Genomic DNA, 19,897 nt, shown 5'->3' with positions numbered 1-19,897 from the left:
CGGCGTTGCCGGTGGACCGGCCCCCGCTCCCGTGCCGCGGGCGGACGGGCGGTAGCGCAGCGCCAACCGGACAGGCCGGGTCGCAGCCCGCCCTGACCGGGTTGGGCAGGAGCAGCCGGCTGCGCTACCGGCTGTGGGGCCGGATGTTGTGGTTGAGGTGGAACGCGTTGTGCGGGTCCCAGATCGTCTTGAGTGCGGTGAGCCTGGCGAGCTTGGCGGCCGGGTATGCGCGGCGTACCCCGCGTTGCCCCTCGTCGGCGGCGAGCGAGTTGACGTAGACGCCGTTGGCGTACGGGTCGAGCGCGGCTCCGGCACTGCGAGCCGCTGCCATCCGAATGTCATCTTCGGATGGCTCGGTCCAGCGGGAGCCGGCGCCGAACTCGAACGCGGTGCCGCGGTGACTGAACGCCGCGTCGGCATCCGCGACGTCCGCGATCGCGCCACCGTGCGCCTGCAGGCCGACGCCGGGCAGGTAGGCGTCGGCCTGCAGGTCCGACGCGCCGCGCAGCAGGAACGCCTCGATCGCGGCGGTGGGGAACTGCCGCAGGTAGTGCGCACTGGAGTACCGGCGGTAGGCGTGGCCGCCGACGGTGTCGTCGCGTTGCTGCAGTTCGAGGTACGACGGGGTGGTGACCCGCTCGGCGAGCGGTCGCCCGAGCGCGCGCATCGCCGGCAGCAGCCGGCGACCCTGTGCCGGGTCGCCGACCCAGACGAAGCCGACGGTGGCGATAGGCCCCCTGGTCGTGCTGTGGACGTCGGCGGTGAAGGTCGCCTGCCGCGGCGCGACGGCGTTGAGGTCCCGCCAGCCTTCGAGCACCGGCACGGCGTCCTCGGCGCGGAAGTCGAACTCGGCGACCAGGGTCCGCGTTCCGGTGTGGTGCAGTTGGAAGTCGAAGTCGGTGACGATGCCGAAGTTGCCGCCCCCGCCGCGCAGGCCCCAGTAGAGGTCGGGGTTCTCGGTGCGGCTCGCGGTCACCACCTCCCCGTCCGCGGTGACCATCGTGTAGGAGACGACGTTGTCGCAGGCCAAGCCGTGTTGGCGGGCGAGCCAACCCATGCCGCCGCCGAGGGTCAGGCCGCCGACCCCGGTGTGCGAGACGTTTCCCGCGGTCGTGGCGAGGCCGTATGGCTGCGACGCCCGGTCGAGTGCGCCGAGCAGCGCGCCGCCCTGGACCCGGGCGCGCCGCCGGATCGGGTCGATCCGAACGCCGTTCAACGGGGTCAGATCGATCATCAGGCCGTTCGCGGGGACGGCGAGGCCGGCCACGTTGTGCCCGCCGCAGCGTACGCCGATCTCCAGGTCGAGTTCGCGGGCCAGGCGCACCGCGGCCACCACGTCGGTGACGCTCGCGGCCTGCACGATCATCCGCGGGCGCCGGTCAATCATGGCGTTCCAGACGGTGCGGGCCGCGTCGTAACCCGGATTACCCGTGGTGAGGACGCGGCCGTCGAAGCGGGGACTGGTCGTTGTCGTCATGCGTCTGAGCCTGACGGAAATCGGTACACCGGGTAAGGTCCGATCTCATGGGCCAACCCAGGACCAATTCGAGCACCGCGACGGACCTGCTCATCAATGTCGACCGGTCCGCGGCCGAACCACTGCACCGGCAGATCGCCGCCTCGATCCGGGGCAGCATCCGGGCCGGCCGATTGCGGCTCGGGACGTCCCTGCCGCCCACCCGCACCATCGCAGCCGATCTGGGAATCTCCCGCGGCGTCGTGGTCGAGGCCTACCAGCAACTCGTCGCCGAGGGCTACCTCACCAGTCGGGCGGGCGGCTACACCCAGGTGGCGGTCGAACCGGTTCCGCCGTCGGCGGGTCGGCGCGGCGGGGACCGGCCGGCGGCCCGGATCGATTTCGGGTACGGCCGCACCGACGCGTCGTCATTCCCCCGGGCCGCCTGGCTGCGCTCGGTGCGCACGGTCCTCACCACCACACCGAACGAACGCTTCGCCTACCTCGACGGGCGTGGCGTACCCGAACTGCACGCAGCTTTGTCCGACTACCTCAACCGGGTCCGCGGCGCATCGGCCCGCCCGGAGAACGTCGTGATCTGCAGTGGCTACGGCCAGGGCGTCGCGCTGATCCTCCAGGTGCTCGCGGCGCGCGGCGTCCGCCGGCTGGCCGTCGAGGACCCATCCGCCGACGACGACGCCCGCCCCGTCGCGGCCGCCGCCGGCCTGGACGTGATCGGCATCCCGGTCGGGCCGGACGGCATTCTCGTCGAGAAACTGGAGCAGACCGACGCGGACGCCGTCGTGCTGACGCCCTCGCACCAGTGGCCCACCGGCGGGGTCCTGTCGGCCACCGCGCGGGCCCGGGTCATCGGCTGGGCGCAGCGTCGCGGCGCTGTGGTGATCGAGGACGACTACGACGCGGAGTACCGCTACGATCGCTCGCCCGTCGGCGCCATGCAGGGGCTGGCACCCGACACCGTCGTCTACTGCGGCACAGCGAGCAAGACCCTGGCGCCAGGGCTGCGCCTCGGGTGGTTGCTCGCGCCGTCACACCTGGTCGACGACATCACGGCGGCCAAGGTACGGGCCGACCGCGGCTCTCCCGTCATCGACCAACTCACCTTCGCCGACTTCCTCACCCGCGGCGAGTTCGACAGGCACCTGCGGCGCATGCGCCCGGTCTACCGCCGCCGCCGCGACGCACTCCTGGCCGCGCTGCGCGTACGGCTGCCCGAACTGGAACCGGTCGGTGTCGCGGCGGGCCAACACGTCGTAACCTGGCTCCCGCCCGACCTCGACGAGGCCCCGGTCGTGGCCGCCGCCGCCCGACGCGGACTGGTCGTGCAAGGCGTCTCCCGGTACCGACTGAGCCCCGCCGCACCCGGCGGGCTGATCTTCGGCTACGCCACCCTCACCGAACGCTCCATCAGCGATGGAGTGGACGCCCTTGCCGACGCGGTCGCAGAGGTCCGTGCGCAGATCTGCCGCGACGCGCTGGCCACCGACTGTGGGGTTGACGCGGTCGCGGGTCCCTGATCCTGGCGCAGGTTTCGGGTGTCGGGACCTGCCGGGTGGTTGTCCATCCATTGCACGTTGACGACCTCAGCCGTCCGGGATCCGTCCGGACGCACCAACGCGAATCCCTCGAGGTCACCCTGGGCGACATCCGAATGAAGCCGTCCCCGCAGTTCCGCAGACTGCTGCCCTCGCCAGCGCCGTCGTGCGTCGGTGTTCGCCATGGAGCGAATTCTCCCCGGCGACGAGTACGGGGCGACCGGCGGCCAGGGAAACCCCGTACGCTGGCGTGGTGATCGACTTTCGCGCGGCGGTTGAAGCACGCGATTCGGACGCCATCACGGCGGCCCTGGCCGACGATGTGGTTTTTCGCAGCCCGGTGGCGTTCCAGCCGTATCCGGGCAAGGCAATCACCGCGGCGATCCTGCGCGGCGTGCTGCGCGTGTTCGAGGACTTCCGGTACGTCCGTGAGCTGAGCGGTGACGGCGATCGCGATCACGCGCTGGTATTCGAGGCGCGGATAGGCGACGTCGCCGTCGAAGGTTGCGACGTCCTGCACCTGGACGAGAGGGGCCTGATCGATGAGCTCACGGTCATGATTCGCCCGCTGTCCGCCGCGCAGGCCCTGGCCGCCGCGATGGCCGCCCAGTTCGAGCAGATCCAGCGTGAGGCCACCGTCGGCTAGCACGTCCGAAGCGCAGCTGGACCTGCGTGAGCCCCGAGAGTGGCGCCAAGCGTCATCGGCCGCGCCCGCCCCGGCCATCTCGGGCACCCGTCTCGGCGGATATCAGCGGCGGCGATACCTACGCCGGCGTCCCGAGTGGCTTCGTCCGATGGGCGTCAGCGGACGATGACCAGGTTGGCCATGTCGACGACCGGCCGGTAGCCGAGGGCGGCGTAGATCTTGTTCGAGGTCGGGTTGGCCTGGTCGGTGTACAGGCAGACCCGCGCACCCTCGGCCTGGATCTGTCGGGAGACCTCGGCGACCGCGTTGCTGGCCCAACCACGCCCGCGCTGGGACAGCGGCGTGTACACCGGGCCCACGCGGGCCACCCCGTACGACGGTGGGTTGGCGCCGGTGAGGTGCACCGGCTCCCCGGTCTCGTCGACCCAGAACCACAGCCGTCCGTCCTGGAGCCGGCGCAGCATCTCCGCGCGGTCGGGCAGTTCGTGCGCACTGGTACCGCGTGGGCGGCCCGCCTGTTCGTCGGCGTCGCCCATGAACGCGGCGAACCACTCCGTGACCAGGTCCACGTCGTCCTGAGTCGCGACCACCAAGCCGCCAGGCGCAGGGGGCGGCCATGCCAGCTCGCCAAGTTCGTGCAGCCGTGTGTGCTGGGCGACCTGGACTCGACCCCCGCCGAGCCGGGCCAGCTCGGCGGCGCACAGTTCAACGGCAGGCAGGGCCCCATTGACCGCGAGTACCTCCTCCTCGCGCTCGTGCAGTGCCTGGGCCAACGCAACGGCCGCCTCATCGGGCATGGGCAGCAGGAACGGCGGGTAGGGGGCATACGGTGCCGAGCGCATCCCGGCACCGACCACGGCGCCGAAGTCGTCGCTGACCACCAGCCACCAGTTGCGGTCGGGCTGCGAGATCCCCTCGGTCCGCTGGGACAACAGCCGGTTCGCGACGGTGGTCACGACCGTGCTGACGACCGGATCGGCGGCCAGGTAGTCACCCGCTGCGGCCAGGAACTCGCCCGGATCGGTGAAGAACCGCAGCCGTAGTCCGGCCATCGGGATGATGCTCATCTGCGCACGCTAGCCATCGCCGGGGCAGATCGACACGGGATTTTCGCACGGCCTGAGGACCTGCAAGCGCTGAGCCAGCCGACACCCCTGCCGCACGGCAGCCAGACACCGCGCCTGTCGACGTCCGCGCCTGCGGCCTACCTGGCGCAACGCTCTGGCCTCCGGATGCGGCGGACCGAGCGCTCGATGGCGCCGACATGCGCGGGCGACGACGGTTGCGCAATGTCAGCGCGCATCGTCTGCGTTTGCGTTCGCGTGGCGCGCTACGACATGACGGATGTCCGGCGCGCGCCGTTCCACCTTCAGCAACGGCTCGCCCAGCAGGAGGGCCACCGTGGCGAGGGTCAGCAGTCCGCCGACGAGGAACGCACCGCGGACCCCGAATGCCGACAGCGCGGCACCGCCGGCGAATGCGCCAGCCGCGACGCCGACGTTGAAGGCGGCGGAGTTCGCGGCGAACCCGATCTCCGTACGGCCGGGACTCACGTGCAGGATGCGTGCCTGGGTGGCCGTGAAGATGGGTGCGGCGGAACACCCGAGCAGAGCGAGGGCGGCGATGACCACGGGCTGATTGTCCGCGTACTGGAACAGCAGCAGCATGGCGGCTGTCTGCACGGAAACCGCGAGCACCAGGGAGTTGCGCGGGTGTCGGTCGAGCAGGTGGCCCAGCACCGCGACGCCGATGATTCCCGCGCCGCCGTAGACGAACAGCAGTGGACCCACCATGCTGTCCGGGAAGCCGGCGACCTCGGTGATGAACTCGCCGATGTAGGTGAAGCCGGTGTACAGACCGGTCATCGCCACCGCCGTGGTGAGCAGCACGACGAGGAAGTGCCGGCGGTCCGGGGCCGAGCCGAACGCGGCGTGGCTCTCCTCCGGTCGGGTGGTCGGCAGCAGCGCGGCGATGAGAGCGGCGATGGTGAGCGCGATGACGCTGAGAATGATGAAGGGCAGTTGCCACCGGGTGTGTTGACCCAGCCAGGTGCCGGCGGGAACGCCGAGCAGGGTGGCCAACGAGCCGCACACGGATGTCACGGCGAGGACCCGGCCGCGGATCTCCGGCGAGAACAGTCCGACCGCTACCGAACCCATGACGGCCCAGAAAACGGCCTGTGCCACGGCTACCACGATGCGAGCGCCCAACAGCACGCCGTACGAGGTGGTCAGCACGGAGCCGATGGTCGCCACGGCCAGCACGACCAGGACGCCGGAGAGCACGAAACGGCGGGGCATGTGCCGGGTGAGCTGCGCCATCGGCAGCGACACGACGGCGACGGCCAGACCGTATCCGGTGACCAGGAAACCGGCCGCCGGCAGGGACACGCCCAGGTCGGACGACATCAGATTGAGCAGGCCGATTGGCAGGTTCTCCGTGGTGTTGAAGATGAAGGCGGAGAGGGCGATGGCCAGCAGGACGCTCACGCGGCGTCCGACATCAAACGACATCCGTCGGTCGTTCCCTTCGGGGCAATCAGGTGTTCGCCAGGGCGCGCTGGACCGTGCGACTCAACGCCACCAGCCCGTCGCCCTTCCATATCGAATAGTGGTCGCCGGGAATGACTTCCTCCCGGACGTCGGTGGCGAGGCCCTCCCACGACATCAGCTCGGGATCGGAGTCCCGCGCTCTCAGGACTGACACCGGACCGTCGTAACCACTTGTGGCACGGTGTCGACTCAGTGCCGTGACATGGGCATCAAAGACTCGATAGCGACCGAGCAGCGTTGCCTCGTCGAAACCTTCGGGAAAGATACCGTATTCCATGAGGGTTGTGAGGGTGCCGGTGGCATCGACGCCGTCGGGTACGGCAGCCAGAGCGGCGTCAATCCCGGACAGCGGCATTCCGACTCCCTCCAGGAGATCGGAGACGAACTGCCGCACCCTGGCCCGGCCCGTCGGATGCCGGACCCGGCCCGGCGCGATGGCGTCGACCAGGATCAGCATGGGGATCCGCACCTCTGCGGCCCGTAGACGATGTGCCATGTCGAACGCGACGGCCCCACCCATCGACCATCCGAGTAGCACGTAACGGTCCGCGGGCCAGCCCGTGCGCACGGCACGGATGAAAGCCGTGGACAACGCGGGAAGGGAGTCGACCGGGTCGGAGTCGTCATCGAAACCGGGCGCCTCCAGCGCCACCATCGGCCGTCCCTGGACGTGTCGGGCCAGGGGCGGGTAGGCGTACGGTGATCCGGAGATCGGCGGGACGCAGACGAGCGCGGCGCCCTCGCCGTCGATGCGCAGGGGGAGTATCGGCGGTGCCGGTGCGGTCACGATCGGGTCACCTCGGCAACCGTCCGCACACCGACGTCATGAGCGTGTGGCGGCAGCACCCGCAGCAGGTTCCCGCCGAGGATCAACTCTCGGTCGCCGCGCGGCACCGAGTCGAAGGCGTGTTCGCCGTCGACCAGTTCCGTGACGAGCCTCCGCAGACCACCCGACATGCGATTGAGCGGCCAGTCGGTGCCGAAGATGATTTTGTGGTTCAGGCCCATCCGGAAGAGCCGGTTCAGCTGGGTGGGCCAGCCCTCCGGGGCGCGGGCGCCGGCAAAGCCACCGGTGTCGAGATACACGTTCGGGCGATGCGCCGCCAGGTAGCTCGTGACGTCGAGGTGGGTGACGCCGCCGTGGCCGAGCACGAACTGCACATCCGGGAAGTCCCGTGCTGCCTGGTCGACCAGAAGGGGATGTGCTGGCGTGAAGGCCAGTCGCTGGGCGGTCGGGCCGATGTGGACGAAGACCGGTAGGCGACGCTGCCGGCAGACCTCGTACAGCGGATAGAGCGCCTGGTCGGAGGGCGAGTATCCGCACGGCGGATACAGTTTGACGCCGTCGAAGCCGTACCTCTCGACGGCCGTCTCGACATCCCGGACCCCGGCTTCACCGCGGCGTGGGTCCGCTCCCAGGTAGACCCAGAACCGACCGGGATGGCGCAGTCGGATCGCGTGATGCCGCCGGGCCATGTCCATCATGCTCGGTTGTTCCGGCATCACCAGGCCGAAGTCAGGGATCAGCAGGACCGCCCGGTCGACGCCTGCCGCGTCCATCTCCGAGACGAGTTCGTCGGCCTGGTGGTCCTGGTGCTGGTCGACGTAGGAGGCGACCAACTCGTCCAGCGGCGGGGGAGTGGTGCGGCTGGCGAGTCTGCGGTGCATTCCGGCCGCGACGTCCGCGAGGAAGGTGAGTGGGATGAAATGGGTGGAGGCGACGTGGCAGTGCCCGTCGAGGATCCTCACCTGAGACAGTGCCGCAGCAGGGTACGGATGGTCGACGAGGGCCCCGGCACGAAGGTGCCGTAGTCGAACCGGGTGGACGTCCGCTTCTCCAGGTGGCTGATGAAGGCGACCAGTCCCATGGAGTCCAGGACCCCGTTGGCCAGCAACGGCGTGTCGACGTCGAACTCCACCGTGTCGTCGCCCTCGTTCCATTCCCGGACCCAGGCGATCAGGTCGTCGTGCAGTGGGTTCGCCTCGACGGTCATCGCTGTCCTCCAACGGTCGGTGTCCGGGCGGAGTCGCCCGTGAGCCTGCGGATGTTGCCTGACATGATCATTCTTCGGTCCGCCAGCTTCACGCCCTCGAAGACCTCGCCCGTCGTGAAGGCCTTCAGGACCTCCGCGAGGGATGTCGACATGCGGAATGACGGCCAACACGTGCCGAAGAGAATCTTGTGGTTGATGCCGCTGTGGAACAGCAGGTTGAGCGGGGTCGCCCAGCCCTGCGCGCTCAACATGGACGGAAACTGACTGATGTCCAGATGAACGTTGGGCCGGTGGGCGCAGAGGTACGACGCCTCCTCCACGTGGGTCACCCCGCCGTGGCCGAGGATGAAGTCGACTGACGGAAAGTCGCGTGCCGCGTCGTCGACGAGCAGCGGGGGACCGTAGGTGAAGTCGAGCGGCGCCCAGCCGGGTCCGGTGTGGGTCAGCACGGGCAGGCCGTACTCCGCGCACACCTCGTAGTACGGATAGAGCCGTCGGTCGCTCGGTGAGTAGCCCGCCAGCGGATAGATTTTCATGCCCGCCGCCCCGTACTCGTGTATCCCGTGCTCGAAGGCTTCCGGCCCTCCCGAGCCCGCCCGGGGATCGACTCCCCAGAAGTACCCGAACCGGCCCGGATGCCGCTGCGTGATGCGCTGGTGCAGTTGAGCCAGTTGTACGGGGGGCAGGGCCTGCGTGGAGACGTGGGAGAAGTCGGCGGCGACCAGGAAGGCGTAGTCGACGTTCGCCGCGTCCATCTCGGCGACCAGGAGGTCCCCATCGTGGTCCTGGTGCATGGCCAGCAGGCGGTCGGCGATGGCGGTTGCGGAGACATCGGCACCGTGCGCGGCGAGCCGGTGATGGGCGTTCGCCGCCTGTGCCAGCAGGAACTCCCGTGGAATGACCAGATCGCTGGCGAGGGTGACGTGGGAATCAATGATCATTCGACTCAGATCCCCGGTGCGCCGTGGACTGTTCGGCGAGGTACTCGCTGGCCGCGGCCCGGCTGATCTTCAGGTTCGCTGTCATGAACCGGGGGTCGCCGGTCAGTGGGCTGTCACGGAATACCAGCGACACGATCCGTTCGTCGCTGGGCAGGCCTTCGTTCGTGCTGCTGATGGCGGCGCGCACGGCGGTTCTGGCGTCATCGTCGGTCGTCATCGGCGTGACGATGGCGCCCACCCGCTGCCCGGCCGTCTGCACCACCACGAGTTCGGCGATGCCGGCCACCTCGGCGAACCGTGCCTCGATGGTCGCCGGATGCAGCTTGCGGCCGTTGCCCAACGTGATGATGTCCTTCTTGCGGCCGACGAGGGTGAGGAAGCCGTCTTCGAGTCGCCCGAAGTCGCCCGTGGCGATCGTTCCGTCCGGCCGGTACGTTTCGGCAGCGACCGACTCGTCCACGTCGAAGTAGCCGGTGCTCAACGGCGTGGGCCGGTTTATCACCAACTCGCCGTCCGGCATGAAGGTGACCGCGTCGGCGTCGATGAGCCGACCCACGGTGCCCAGCCGGTGAGCGTCGGGAGTGTTCCACGCGATCATGCCGCTCTCGGTCATGCCATACGCTTCCAGCAGTTGCATCCCGGCAGACCAGAAACCGTCCAGTGTGATTCGCCGGATCGGTGCCATGCCGGTGATCATGAAGCGGATGTGGTCGCCGAAGAAGGCAGCCAGGGACTCGCCGGTGCCGGCCCGGCGGTGTAGTTGCAGCGCGGCGTCGTAGAAGACCGGCGGTGCGATCAGGAACGTCGGCGACTCGGTCCGCAGCGCCGTGAAGATCTGCTCGTACGGGCTGAGCACGAGGTCGGCCCCGGTCCAGAGGCAGCAGTAGACCGAGAGCCTCTGCTGGTAGTTGGCAAGCGGCAGGAAGATGACGTGGCGGTCGGCGCTGGTGATGGAGAAGCTCTCGATGAAGCGGTCGATGACGTACTCGGTGCCACGGCGGCTGACCCGCAGGCCCTTGAGCAGGCCGGAGGTGCCGGAGGAGTAGACCAGGCTGTGCAGGTCTGCGTCCGGTTGCGCGGCCCGCACCGCCACGGCGGGCCGGTGGGTCCGCTCCCCGTCGACAAACAGTGCCAGGCCGTGCCGGGTGAGAAAGGCGTCGACGTCCTCGATGGTTCTGTCGTGGGGAAAGGCCTTGAGGACGGCACCCACCTCCAACAGGGCCAGATCCCAGATCACCCAGTCGATGCCGTTGGCCAGCCGGAGGCCGACGGTCGAGCCGGCGCCGATGCCAGCGGTGCGCAGGTCGCTGATCCGTTCGTCGACGGCTGTGCCCAGCTCGGCGTAGGTGATGCTGCGAGCGGTTCCCGTCATGTCGATCTCGACGAGACGGGCTGTCGTGTTTCGGCGGTACCGGTCGGCGAGCTCAGTGAGTTTCATGTCAGCTCCCTACTGTCGAGGGCGGGCGCTGCTGCACCGCGGCAGCGGCGAGTTCGCCGAGATGATCGAGCAGGGCGGTCAACCGGTCGGTGACGAACGGACCGAGGTGGCCCGCCAGCATCGGCTCGTAGGACAGCGAGCCGGTGTCCCAGTCGATCCGCACGTCGACCCGGCACCTGCCGTCGTCGCCCGGCACCGCGCTGACCCGTACCGCCCGGTCCAGCCGGTGCCACAGCCAGTCCGGCACCGCCCGGACGACGATGCCGTCCGTCGGCCGCTCGATCTCGTCGGTCCAGACGACGGGGTCGGTGCCGAGGGTGCCGACGAAATCCTCCTGGCGGTTCGCGTCGGTCTCGTCGTCCGGCCGCACCGCGAACGGATCCAACAGGCGCGGTCTGCGGTGCAGCAGGTCGCGTAGCGCCGCGGGCGGAAGCGCCACCACGCGGGAGGCCGCGACCGGCGAGGACGGCACGGTGTTCAGCGGGAAGTCCCGGCGGCGACGGTCCACTTGGGACAGCACCCGCTCAAGCACGTCGAGCCCGCGCAGCAGGTCCGTCCGCGAGATCACCATCGGGGGCTGCACCCGCAGGACCCGGTTGTTGTACAGCGAGTACGTCGAGGTGACGCGCTCGCGCAGCAGCAGACTCAGGACCATGCCGCCGAGCGACTCGTCGTGGAATTCGAGACCGTGCATCATTCCGATGCCGCGGTGGGCGGCGATGAGCTCGGGGAAGCGAGCCGCCAGGGCGTCCAGCCGCTCCGCGATGATTTCTCCCTTGGCACTCACGTCGTCCTGGAACTGCGAGTCACGGGCGAGTTCGATCGCTTCCAGACCGACTCGGCAGGACAAGGGGTTGCCGCCGAGGCTGGAACCGAACGTCGACGGCAACGCCCGTAACGTCTCCCAGACCTCGGCCGTGCCCAGCACGGCGGACAGAGGCAGCACGCCGCCTCCGAACGCCTTACCGATGCAGACGAGATCGGGCGCGATGCCGAAGTGCTCGAAGGCGAAGAAGGTGCCGCATCGCCCGAAGGCCGTCTGCATCTCGTCCAGGATCAGCAGGGCACCGGCTTCGGTGCACAGCCGCCGCACGGCCGCGAGATAGTCCGGGTCGGGCACTATGACGCCGCCCTCCGCGAGCACCGGTTCGAGCAGCACCGCCGCGATGTCGCCGTCCAGGGCTGCCTCCATCGCGGCGATGTCGTTGAACGGCACCTGGCGGAAGTGCTCCAGGAACGGACTGAACAGGCGTGCGTGCTCGGCGCGCCCGGAGGCGCTCAGGGCGGCGAGAGTCTTGCCGTGAAAGCAGTCGATCGCGGTGACGAAACCCGGTCGACCGGTGCTCGCGCGCGCCAGTTTCAGGGCGTTGTCGATGCTCTCCCCGCCGCCGTTCGCCAGGTAGGCGTAGGGAAGCCGGCCTCCCGTCAACTCGGAGAGTCTGCTGCTCAGTCGGATCTGCTCCACCTCGAACATGATCTTGGTGCTGTTCAACCTGCGGCTGGCCAGCTGTTCCTCGATCGCGCCGATGATGCGCTCGTGCGAGTAGCCGAAGGACTGGTTACCGTACTGGTCGAAAAGGGCGAGATAACGCTCGCCGTTCTCGTCCTCCACGTGACTCCCGACGCCGGGTCCTTGAATACCGCAACCCATGACGAAGGACATCCGAGAATACGCTGGGTGGTTGTGTGCCGCTTTGGCCTCGGCCAACGACTGACGGCGGGTACGCGTCATGATATTCCCTCGCTGATGATGGCCGTCAGGATGCTGCGGTGTACGTGTGGTAATCACCGAAGAAGTACTGGAGTAATCGGTTCTTCTGCTCGGTGTCGGCCATCGTGCGTCGTACCGCCGCACGGATGTCGAGCACGCCGACGATGCTGAGTGGGTTTCCGGCGAAACGGTGGTCGGCGTAGCATCCGCCGACCGGCGTGAAGCCGATGGTCGAGTAGAAGTCACGCAGCCCGCCGGCTTTCTCGTCCGCGAAGAAATCCCCGACGATGTGCGTGGCGGAAAATTGCGTGACGGCATGCCGCAGGGCTTCTCGCATGAGCCCCATGCCGACCGAACGGCTGCGGACCTCCGGAAGTGTCATGAGATGGCCGAACTCGACGAGCCGGTTGCCCGGCAGCCGCAGGCTCCGGAGGTCCTGCATGTCCTCACAGGGCAGCCCACCGTGCAGGTCCGCTACGACCTTGACGGCGCCGATCGGATTGGTCTCGGCGAAGGCCAGGATGTACGAGGCCGCGGCGTCGAAGCGATCGAACGTGTCGGCCGTGTCGCGCACGTCCAGGAGACGTCCCTGGTCCCGGACGTAGACCGCGTCGCGGAGTCGGAGCACGGCGGCGCGGTCGGTCGCCGAGCGGGCGATGCGGTAGCTCACGACCGGAGCGGACGGTCGCGTCATCGCCGTACCAGCTTCCGGAAGAAGTCCACGTAGCCGGGATGGAAGTTGCGGAGGCTGTCGCGGATCTCCACGTGGAGGTCGGGCAGCTGCTCGATCGGCAGGTTCGGCATCAGGTGATGCTCGACATGGAAGTTGTTGCCGTTGGTGAACCACATCATCAGCCGGTTGGAGCGGATGGTGCGGGTATTGGCGAACACGTCCTGGTTGAGGGTCTCGCACCGGAAGTGCTCGGGAAGCTCGACCAGGGCGTGGACCGGTCCGGCGACCAGCAGCAGTGGCAGTAGCCACAGCCAGACGACATAGGCGGTCCCCGACCAGACGGACACCGCGACGGCCAGCGTCAGCAGCGCCATCATGAGGTAGTGGTCCCGCCTGATCCGGCGTGCGACGGTCGCCGTCTCGCCGTCGTAGTCCAACCGGCGCAGGGCCGTCAGGCAGTTCTGTATGAACAAGCCGTAGTGGTGCAGCATGGAGAAACGGATCGTCCAGTCCCACGCCACGCGCGACCGGGACCGCTGCCCACCCGCGCCGTACTGGTCGCCGTAGTCGAAGAACTCCCGGTTGGCGGGTGTTCCGAGATCACGATGATGCCGCATGTGCGTCGCCCGGTATGCCGAGAAGGAGATGAGCATCGGCACTCCGAGCACGACGCCGGCGACCAGGTTGGCCCGCCGGTTACGAAACCCGAGGCTGTGCAACGTCTGGTGCTGCAGCTCGGCGGCATGGGCGAACATGCACCCGAGCACGATCACTCCGGTCAACCGAGGTATCGCGCCGGCGCGCAGCGCCAGGACGGCGCCCACCACCGTGAAGAGGATCCACACCAGGAGTTTCGCTGCGAACATGCGGTTGTCGATCTCGGTGCGCAGGTGTCCGAAGGCGCCACGCACCTCGGCCCTCGTCGGAGACGTGACCGGCTGCGGCCCACCAGCGGCCGCGCGGGGTCGCCTCGCAGTGGTGTCGTTGTCGATTGTTTCCACGGCTTCCGACTTCCTCCCTCGGTGTTCGTTCGATCATGAGGCCACGCCGGCGGCTCGTATGGCGTGAACCACTCACCATCCGAATGAGACTGGACAATCCGCCGCGTTGGTCATCGAATCGCAGCGGCACGCCGAGACGGGGTTGTCCGGGGCGGCGGCGGGGATCCGCTTTCACGACACTGGGAATCTTGTACGTCCCAAGTAGGTAGCACGGCGGCGACATGCCCGGCAACGATTTGTTTTCCCGCATTTCCACCAGGCAGTGACCCACCGCGATATCGCGCCGTCCGGGATCGATCCTGGCCTCGATCGGCGTCACTGTGGGTGTTGCCCCGCGGGCGACTGGAAGCAAATAAGTAAACGCATCGATGATGCGTCCGGACGCACGATCAGCTCGTTTCGTGCCCCGAGGCGCCGGAGCGGGCGTCGTATAGGAATTCTATAGAAGATGCTGTGAGGGTGGCAGCAGCGCCGGATTCGCGGAATTCTCCGACCACGGCCGAAGACGACATCGACAGCGCCGTTCGGGTGCGGTGAGAAGCCGCAGAGATGAGTGAAGGATGCTGATGTCCGCGGGGCAGGAAGCCTTGTGGTTGGCCCACCAGCTGGATCCGGGGAGCCGGGCATACAACCTCGTCCTCGGTGTGCGGGTCCGTACACCGCTGCGGACGGACCTGATCCAGGGGGCGCTCACGAGTCTTGTCGGACGCCACGAACTCCTGCGGTCGCGCTTCCCGGCGACGGCGAGCGGCCGGCCGGAACGGCGACTCGACGGCGTGCGCGGTGCCGCCCTGGACACCCGGGAGCTGCCGGACGCCGACGACGCCGAGCTGGCCAGCATGGCCGCGGAGCTGGGACTGCGACCGTTCGACATCACGGTCGACGCGGCGTTCCGGCTGGTGCTGCTGCGCAGACGCGCAGACGACGCCGTGCTGGTGGTCTCCGCGCACCACATCGTCACCGACGCCACCTCACAGTGGCTGATCCTGCACGAGCTGCTGAGCCGGTACGCGGCGGCAGTCTCGGACCGGGAGGTGCCGGTCGGCACGCCCGTCCGGTGGGACGACGAGGTGCGACAGGAACGCGACCTCGTCGGGTCGGCGCGAGGTGAGATGGCCCGCAAGCACTGGGAGGACGTCTACGCCACGGCCGGCGCGGCACAGTTGCTGACCGACCGGCCCCGTCCGACCAGGCGTTCCCTGCGGGGAGGCAGCCACCGGGTCACCTTCCCCGGGCACGTCGGCGAACGAATGGTCGCAGCCGCCGCCGAGGCGAACGTCACGGTGTCCGCCTGGATGTTCGCGGCGTTGCAGGTCGCGCTGCACCGCTGTGGCGCGGGGCCCGAGTTCCTCATCGGATCCTCCGTCAGCACCCGGTCGACGCTCCACGCTCGGCGCAATGTCGGCTACTACGTCAACGTCCTTCCGGTACGGGCGAAGCTGGGGACCGACCCCACGTTCCGCTCGGTGGCCGGGGCGACGTACCGGCAGATGGTGGAGGGGCTCGCCCACTCCGCCTTCCCCACCGACCTGGTGGACAGCCGACAGGCGATGACGGTGATCTCCTCTTTTGCGGTCGCCGACCGTCTGCCGGTGCCCGGCCTCTCCGACGGGCGGATCCGACACCTGGGGCTCGATCTGGAGCTCATCCCGGTGCCTCAGCAGGAGGGGCAGCTGGACCTGATGGTGGAGACGCAACAGAGCGGGGACGTCTTCTCCACGTCGTTCAGCTACGACGCGGACCTGTTCGAATCGACCACCGTCGAACGGCTCGCCGAAGTCTACCTGCGGATCATCGAGGCCTCGCTGACTCCGCCGGACGTGCCGATCTCCCGGATTCCCCTGGTGCGAACGGGCGACCTCGCGTTCGTGCTCGCGCTCGGATCTGGTGATCCGGCTGCCCGGCACTCGTAGCGCCCCCCGGTTCGCAACCGACGATGTCCTACCCGCTGACCGGGAACCGGTCACCGATCCGCCGATGGGAGCATGCATGGCCGGCGAGCCTTTCGACGACCGCATCTGCACAGTAGTCCGGAACGAGGAGGACCAGTACTCGGTGTGGCCGGGTGAGGGGGATCCGCCCGCCGGTTGGCGCGTCGCCGGACACCGTGGCACCCGCCCGGAGTGCCTTACCGAGATCGGCCGTATCTGGACCGACCTGCAGCCGTCGAGCCTGCGCCGCGATCCGGGGCTCGCCGAGGTGTCCGGCGTCGGTGACGCGTCGGCCACGTCGCTCGTCTCGCGCTTCGCGGCTCAGGTCCACCGCACACCGGACGCCACGGCCATCATCGACGGCGACCGTCACGTCACCTACGCCCAACTGAGCCGGGCCGTCGACCGCACCGCAGACCTGCTCCGGGCGGCCGGTGCGGGTCTCGACTCCGTGGTCGCCGTCTGCTGCCCGCGCGAGGTGGCGCTCGTGGTGGCGGTGCTGGCCTCCTGGAAGGCAGGCGCCGCCTTCCTGCCGATCAGCCTCGACAACCCGCCGGCACGAATCCTCTCGTTGGCCGCCGAGGCGGGGGCAACCCTGATGTTCGCCGGGCCGAGCCTGGCGCCGTCCGCCCGGCAACGCGGGATCCGCGTGCTGCGCGTCGTCGAGGACGACGGTCCGGCGGCAGAAGCCGGGCGGACGATTGTCGGCGGAGCGCCGGAGAACCTGGCCTATGCGATCTTCACCTCCGGCTCCAGCGGGCTGCCCAAACCCGTAGGCGTGACCCATGCCGGTGTCGCGAATCTGGTCGACTGGATCATTTCCGCCGTCGGCGTCGGTTTGGGCGAGCGCGTCCTGCACCGTACGTCGGCCGGCTTCGACGCTGCGGTATGGGAGATCGTCGCGCCCCTGGTCGCTGGCGGCACCGTGGTGTTGGCACCGGCGGGCGCCGAGCATGACCCCCGGGCCGTACTGCGGTCGGTGGCCCAGCATGGCGTGACAGTGCTCCAGGTGGTGCCGTCGGTGCTCCGACTGCTCGTCGAGGAACCCGAGGAGGCATGGGCGGGCTGCACGGCTCTGCGGGTGTTGTTGTCCGGGGGTGAGGTGTTGTCCGGCGAGCTGGTGGCGCAGGTGCGCGCCCGCATCGGCCGACCCGTCACCGTGTGGAACGAGTACGGGCCGACCGAGTGCACCATCAACGCCACCGCGCACGTCGTCGGCCCGGACCTGGATCGCGGGCAGGTCCCGATCGGCACGCCATTGCCCGGGATGAGGGCGCTGGTTCTCGACCCGGGCGGTCTGCCGGTCCCGGTCGGAGTTCCCGGAGAGCTGCACCTGGGCGGAGTGGGTGTCGCACGCGGGTATCTGGGTCAACCGGAGCTGACGGCAGACCGCTTCGTCCCCGATCCGTACGGCCCGCCTGGCTCCCGTCTCTACCGCACCGGCGACTCGGCGCGGTGGCGCAATGACCTGACCCTGGAGTATCTGGGTCGATTGGACCACCAGCTCAAGGTCAATGGGGTCAGGTTGGAGCCGGGTGAGATCGAGGCGGTGTTGTCCGAGCACCGGGCGGTCACCGGCGCAGTCGTTACCGTCGCCGATCCCAGTGCCACGGAGAAGCGACTCGTGGCGAGTGTCGTCGTCGACGGGTCGGTCTCCGTCGACGAGTTGCGGGCGTTCCTACGGGAGCGGCTTCCGGAGAGCCACCTGCCGTCCCACTTCCGGATGATGGACGCGTTTCCGCTCCTGCCCAGCGGCAAGATCGACAGAGCGGCTCTGGTGGCCGTCCCCGAGCGGCCCCGGTCCGGCGCCGGCTTCGTCGCGCCGCGCGATGCCGCCGAGCAACTGGTCGCCGACACCTGGGCTGCCCTGTTCGAGGTCGACAAGGTGGGCGCCTTCGACGATTTCTTCGATCTCGGCGGTAACTCGTTGCAACTGACCAGGTTGGCGAGCCGACTGCGAGCCGCCACGGGAGAGCGGTTCGCCCTGCGTGGACTGTTCTCCGCGACGACAGTCGAAGCCCAGGCTCGACTCATCACGATGCCCGAGATCCACTGAAGCGTTGGACGACAGGAGTCGCACCGAGATGGCAGACAGCACCGCAACGTCCTTGGCGATCGTTCACGAAGCCCCCAGCAACGATATCGACGTCCAGACGTACCTGAGCGAGCACCGCGCGGCCCTACGTGAGGAGTTGCACGACGGCGGGGCGCTGTTGCTGCGCGGATTCCGGGTCGGGGGAGCGGCTGGTCTCGATGGTGCGGTTCGGGCCTTCTCCGGCTCGGCGCCTTTGACGTACCTGGAACGGTCGTCACCCCGCAGCACGATCCAGGGCGAGGTCTACACCTCCACGGACTATCCGGCCGACCAGGAGATTCTGCTGCACAACGAGAGTTCCTACCAGGTTTCCTGGCCGCGCCTCCTGTTCTTCCACTGCATGCAGCCGCCGCGCACCCAGGGAGCGACGCCCCTGGCCGACGTGCGGGAGGTGTACCGAAACCTGGACCTGTCGGTACGGCAGGAGTTCGAGCGCCGCGGGTGGCAGTTGGTCCGCAACTTCCAGGAGCGATTCGGCGTCGCCTGGCCCGCGACGTTCGGTACCGACGATCGTCGTGACGTCGAGAGGTACTGCGACTCCCACGGTCTGGAGTGGCAGTGGCGGCCCGACGGTGGCCTTCGCACCCGAGCGGTGCGGGCCGTCGCACGCCGGCACCCGGTCACCGACGAGTGGGTCTGGTTCAACCACGCGACCTTCTTCCACATCACCTCGCTCCCACCGGAGATTCAGGACGGCATGCGGGAACTCTTCGCCGAGGAGGATCTGCCGACGAACACGTACTACGGCGACGGCGGTCGCATCCCGTCGGACGTGTTGGACCACCTGAGGACGACCTATCGGGCAGCGGCCACCCGATTCGACTGGCGGTACGACGACGTGCTGATCGTCGACAACATGCTTACCGCGCATGCGCGGGAGTCGTATACCGGGCCGCGCCGTATCGCGGTGGCGATGGCGGAACCGTCCGACGCGAGCTGACGAGGCGGTGGTGGCGCGGCCGGATCCTTCAGCGCACGTCAGCTGATTCGGCCGCGCGTCCCGCTTCCCTGCCAACGGCGCGCCGCTTGGGCCTCGCCCGCAGGAAGTCCGGCAGGACGACGACGTCGGAATCCAATTCACCGTTGAGTAGAGCCCGGTATGTTCGTCCCAGCAGCAGGCCAGGATCGACCCCGAGCTCCTCCGCGAGGATGCGTTGGCCCTCCTGATACACCTGCACGGCATCGCCGGGCCGGCCGCTGCGGTGCAGAGCGGTCATGAGCTGCGCCCGGAGTCTTTCGTACATGGGAAAGCGGGCAACCAGATCGAGCAACTCGGGCACGAGCTGGCGGTGGTCGCCGAGTGCCAGGGCGGCCTCTGCGTAGTTCTCCGTGGTGGCCACCCGGTATTCCGCGAGTCGGGGTGCCTCAAGCTCCCGCATGAAGGTCGTCGTGTTCGACAGAGCCTCGCCACGCCAGAGGCTCAGTGCTGCCCGGAACTGGCTCACAGCCTCGGCATGTCGCTCGTTCTCCAGAGCGGCCAGGCCCCTGTCGTTCAGCTGTCTGAAGCGGAGAAGATCCACTGTCCAATCGCCCTGTGGAAGGGCGTATCCGTGCGGATGGCGCACGATTTCGATCCGCTTCCCGAAGACTTTCCGCAGACGTGAGATGTGCGTATATATCTGCGCGGTCCTGGTGTCCGGTGGCCACCACCTCCACAACAGGTCGGCAATTTTCTCATCGGGGACCACGCCTCCTTCCGCTAATAGGAGTGCGGCAAGGACCGTGCTCATCTTCGTCCCGGGAAGCGCGATTGTGGTTGCATGGTCCAGTCGGGATTCGACCGGCCCCAGAAGTGTGAACTCCAATGTGGGCCCCCTCGTGACGTCGTATGGAATGGCGAACGCACCTGATTCTGGGGGACATCCCGCTGGGTGACCGACCTCCACCGCTGTCAGGAACCTGC

17 protein-coding genes are annotated in these 19,897 nt (G+C 68.5%); 5 read left to right on the top strand and 12 right to left on the bottom strand.

Annotated elements, in window-relative coordinates; translation table 11 throughout:
• Positions 1–124 precede the first annotated feature (124 nt).
• Positions 125–1,477 carry an FAD-binding oxidoreductase gene (locus ABZU25_RS17470; protein ID WP_355030362.1) on the bottom strand — a complete coding sequence of 451 codons (1,353 nt, stop codon included), beginning with the start codon at positions 1,475–1,477 and terminating at the stop codon, positions 125–127.
• 47 nt (positions 1,478–1,524) lie between these two features.
• Here ABZU25_RS17470 and ABZU25_RS17465 point away from each other — a divergent pair, with 47 nt between their 5' ends.
• Both ABZU25_RS17465 and ABZU25_RS17460 read left to right on the top strand, forming a co-directional pair.
• Positions 1,525–2,994 (top strand): PLP-dependent aminotransferase family protein, encoded by a 1,470-nt coding sequence (locus tag ABZU25_RS17465; RefSeq protein ID WP_355030361.1) that lies wholly within the window; start codon positions 1,525–1,527, stop codon positions 2,992–2,994.
• A 271-nt stretch (positions 2,995–3,265) separates the two neighbouring features.
• Positions 3,266–3,658, top strand: a complete 393-nt coding sequence (locus ABZU25_RS17460; RefSeq protein WP_355030360.1) for a nuclear transport factor 2 family protein — start codon at positions 3,266–3,268, stop codon at positions 3,656–3,658.
• Between the two features lie 155 nt (positions 3,659–3,813).
• On the opposite strand, the gene ABZU25_RS17455 is transcribed toward ABZU25_RS17460, so the two are convergent.
• The 10 genes from ABZU25_RS17455 to ABZU25_RS17410 all read right to left on the bottom strand — a co-directional run bounded on the left by ABZU25_RS17455 (position 3,814) and on the right by ABZU25_RS17410 (position 13,878).
• On the bottom strand, positions 3,814–4,725 hold the full coding sequence (locus tag ABZU25_RS17455) for a GNAT family N-acetyltransferase (protein ID WP_355030359.1): 912 nt from the start codon (positions 4,723–4,725) through the stop codon (positions 3,814–3,816).
• Between the two features lie 225 nt (positions 4,726–4,950).
• Entirely contained in the window at positions 4,951–6,147 is a 1,197-nt protein-coding gene (locus ABZU25_RS17450; protein WP_355030358.1) for an MFS transporter, read from the bottom strand.
• Positions 6,148–6,196: 49 nt separating this feature from the next.
• Positions 6,197–6,997 (bottom strand): alpha/beta fold hydrolase, encoded by an 801-nt coding sequence (locus ABZU25_RS17445; protein WP_355030357.1) that lies wholly within the window; start codon positions 6,995–6,997, stop codon positions 6,197–6,199.
• The gene (locus ABZU25_RS17440) at positions 6,994–7,959 is read right to left on the bottom strand and encodes an amidohydrolase family protein (protein WP_355030356.1); all 966 of its coding nucleotides are present in this window, start codon (positions 7,957–7,959) and stop codon (positions 6,994–6,996) included. Before ABZU25_RS17440 ends, ABZU25_RS17445 begins: the two co-directional genes overlap by 4 nt.
• Entirely contained in the window at positions 7,956–8,204 is a 249-nt protein-coding gene (locus ABZU25_RS17435) for a hypothetical protein (RefSeq protein WP_355030355.1), read from the bottom strand. The genes ABZU25_RS17440 and ABZU25_RS17435 overlap by 4 nt, the downstream gene beginning before the upstream one ends.
• The gene (locus ABZU25_RS17430; protein WP_355030354.1) at positions 8,201–9,145 is read right to left on the bottom strand and encodes an amidohydrolase family protein; all 945 of its coding nucleotides are present in this window, start codon (positions 9,143–9,145) and stop codon (positions 8,201–8,203) included. The genes ABZU25_RS17435 and ABZU25_RS17430 overlap by 4 nt, the downstream gene beginning before the upstream one ends.
• On the bottom strand, positions 9,135–10,583 hold the full coding sequence (locus ABZU25_RS17425) for an AMP-binding protein (protein WP_355030353.1): 1,449 nt from the start codon (positions 10,581–10,583) through the stop codon (positions 9,135–9,137). Before ABZU25_RS17425 ends, ABZU25_RS17430 begins: the two co-directional genes overlap by 11 nt.
• Before the next feature lies 1 nt (position 10,584).
• Positions 10,585–12,195, bottom strand: coding sequence for an aminotransferase class III-fold pyridoxal phosphate-dependent enzyme (locus ABZU25_RS17420; protein WP_355030352.1), 1,611 nt, complete (start codon positions 12,193–12,195; stop codon positions 10,585–10,587).
• 145 nt (positions 12,196–12,340) lie between these two features.
• Positions 12,341–12,964: a hypothetical protein gene (locus ABZU25_RS17415; RefSeq protein WP_355030351.1), complete on the bottom strand. Its 624-nt coding sequence runs from the start codon at positions 12,962–12,964 to the stop codon at positions 12,341–12,343.
• Between the two features lie 20 nt (positions 12,965–12,984).
• A complete protein-coding gene (locus ABZU25_RS17410) occupies positions 12,985–13,878 on the bottom strand; it encodes a fatty acid desaturase (RefSeq protein ID WP_355030350.1) in 894 nt (297 codons plus the stop codon).
• 656 nt (positions 13,879–14,534) lie between these two features.
• Between ABZU25_RS17410 and ABZU25_RS17405 the strand changes: the two genes are divergently transcribed.
• From ABZU25_RS17405 to ABZU25_RS17395, 3 genes are all read left to right on the top strand, one after another.
• Positions 14,535–15,881, top strand: coding sequence for a condensation domain-containing protein (locus tag ABZU25_RS17405; protein WP_355030349.1), 1,347 nt, complete (start codon positions 14,535–14,537; stop codon positions 15,879–15,881).
• Positions 15,882–15,957: 76 nt separating this feature from the next.
• Entirely contained in the window at positions 15,958–17,955 is a 1,998-nt protein-coding gene (locus ABZU25_RS17400; RefSeq protein WP_355030348.1) for an amino acid adenylation domain-containing protein, read from the top strand.
• A gap of 28 nt (positions 17,956–17,983) precedes the next feature.
• Positions 17,984–18,934: a TauD/TfdA family dioxygenase gene (locus tag ABZU25_RS17395; protein WP_355030347.1), complete on the top strand. Its 951-nt coding sequence runs from the start codon at positions 17,984–17,986 to the stop codon at positions 18,932–18,934.
• A gap of 28 nt (positions 18,935–18,962) precedes the next feature.
• Here the strand turns inward: ABZU25_RS17395 and ABZU25_RS17390 are convergent, their stop codons facing one another.
• The gene (locus ABZU25_RS17390; RefSeq protein WP_355030346.1) at positions 18,963–19,799 is read right to left on the bottom strand and encodes an AfsR/SARP family transcriptional regulator; all 837 of its coding nucleotides are present in this window, start codon (positions 19,797–19,799) and stop codon (positions 18,963–18,965) included.
• Positions 19,800–19,897: the final 98 nt, after the last annotated feature.

The organism is Micromonospora sp. NPDC005215, assembly GCF_040607915.1.
Lineage (GTDB): Bacteria > Actinomycetota > Actinomycetes > Mycobacteriales > Micromonosporaceae > Micromonospora.
Note: the sequence above shows the minus strand (reverse complement) of the source record. Positions and strands in the feature narration are given on the sequence as shown.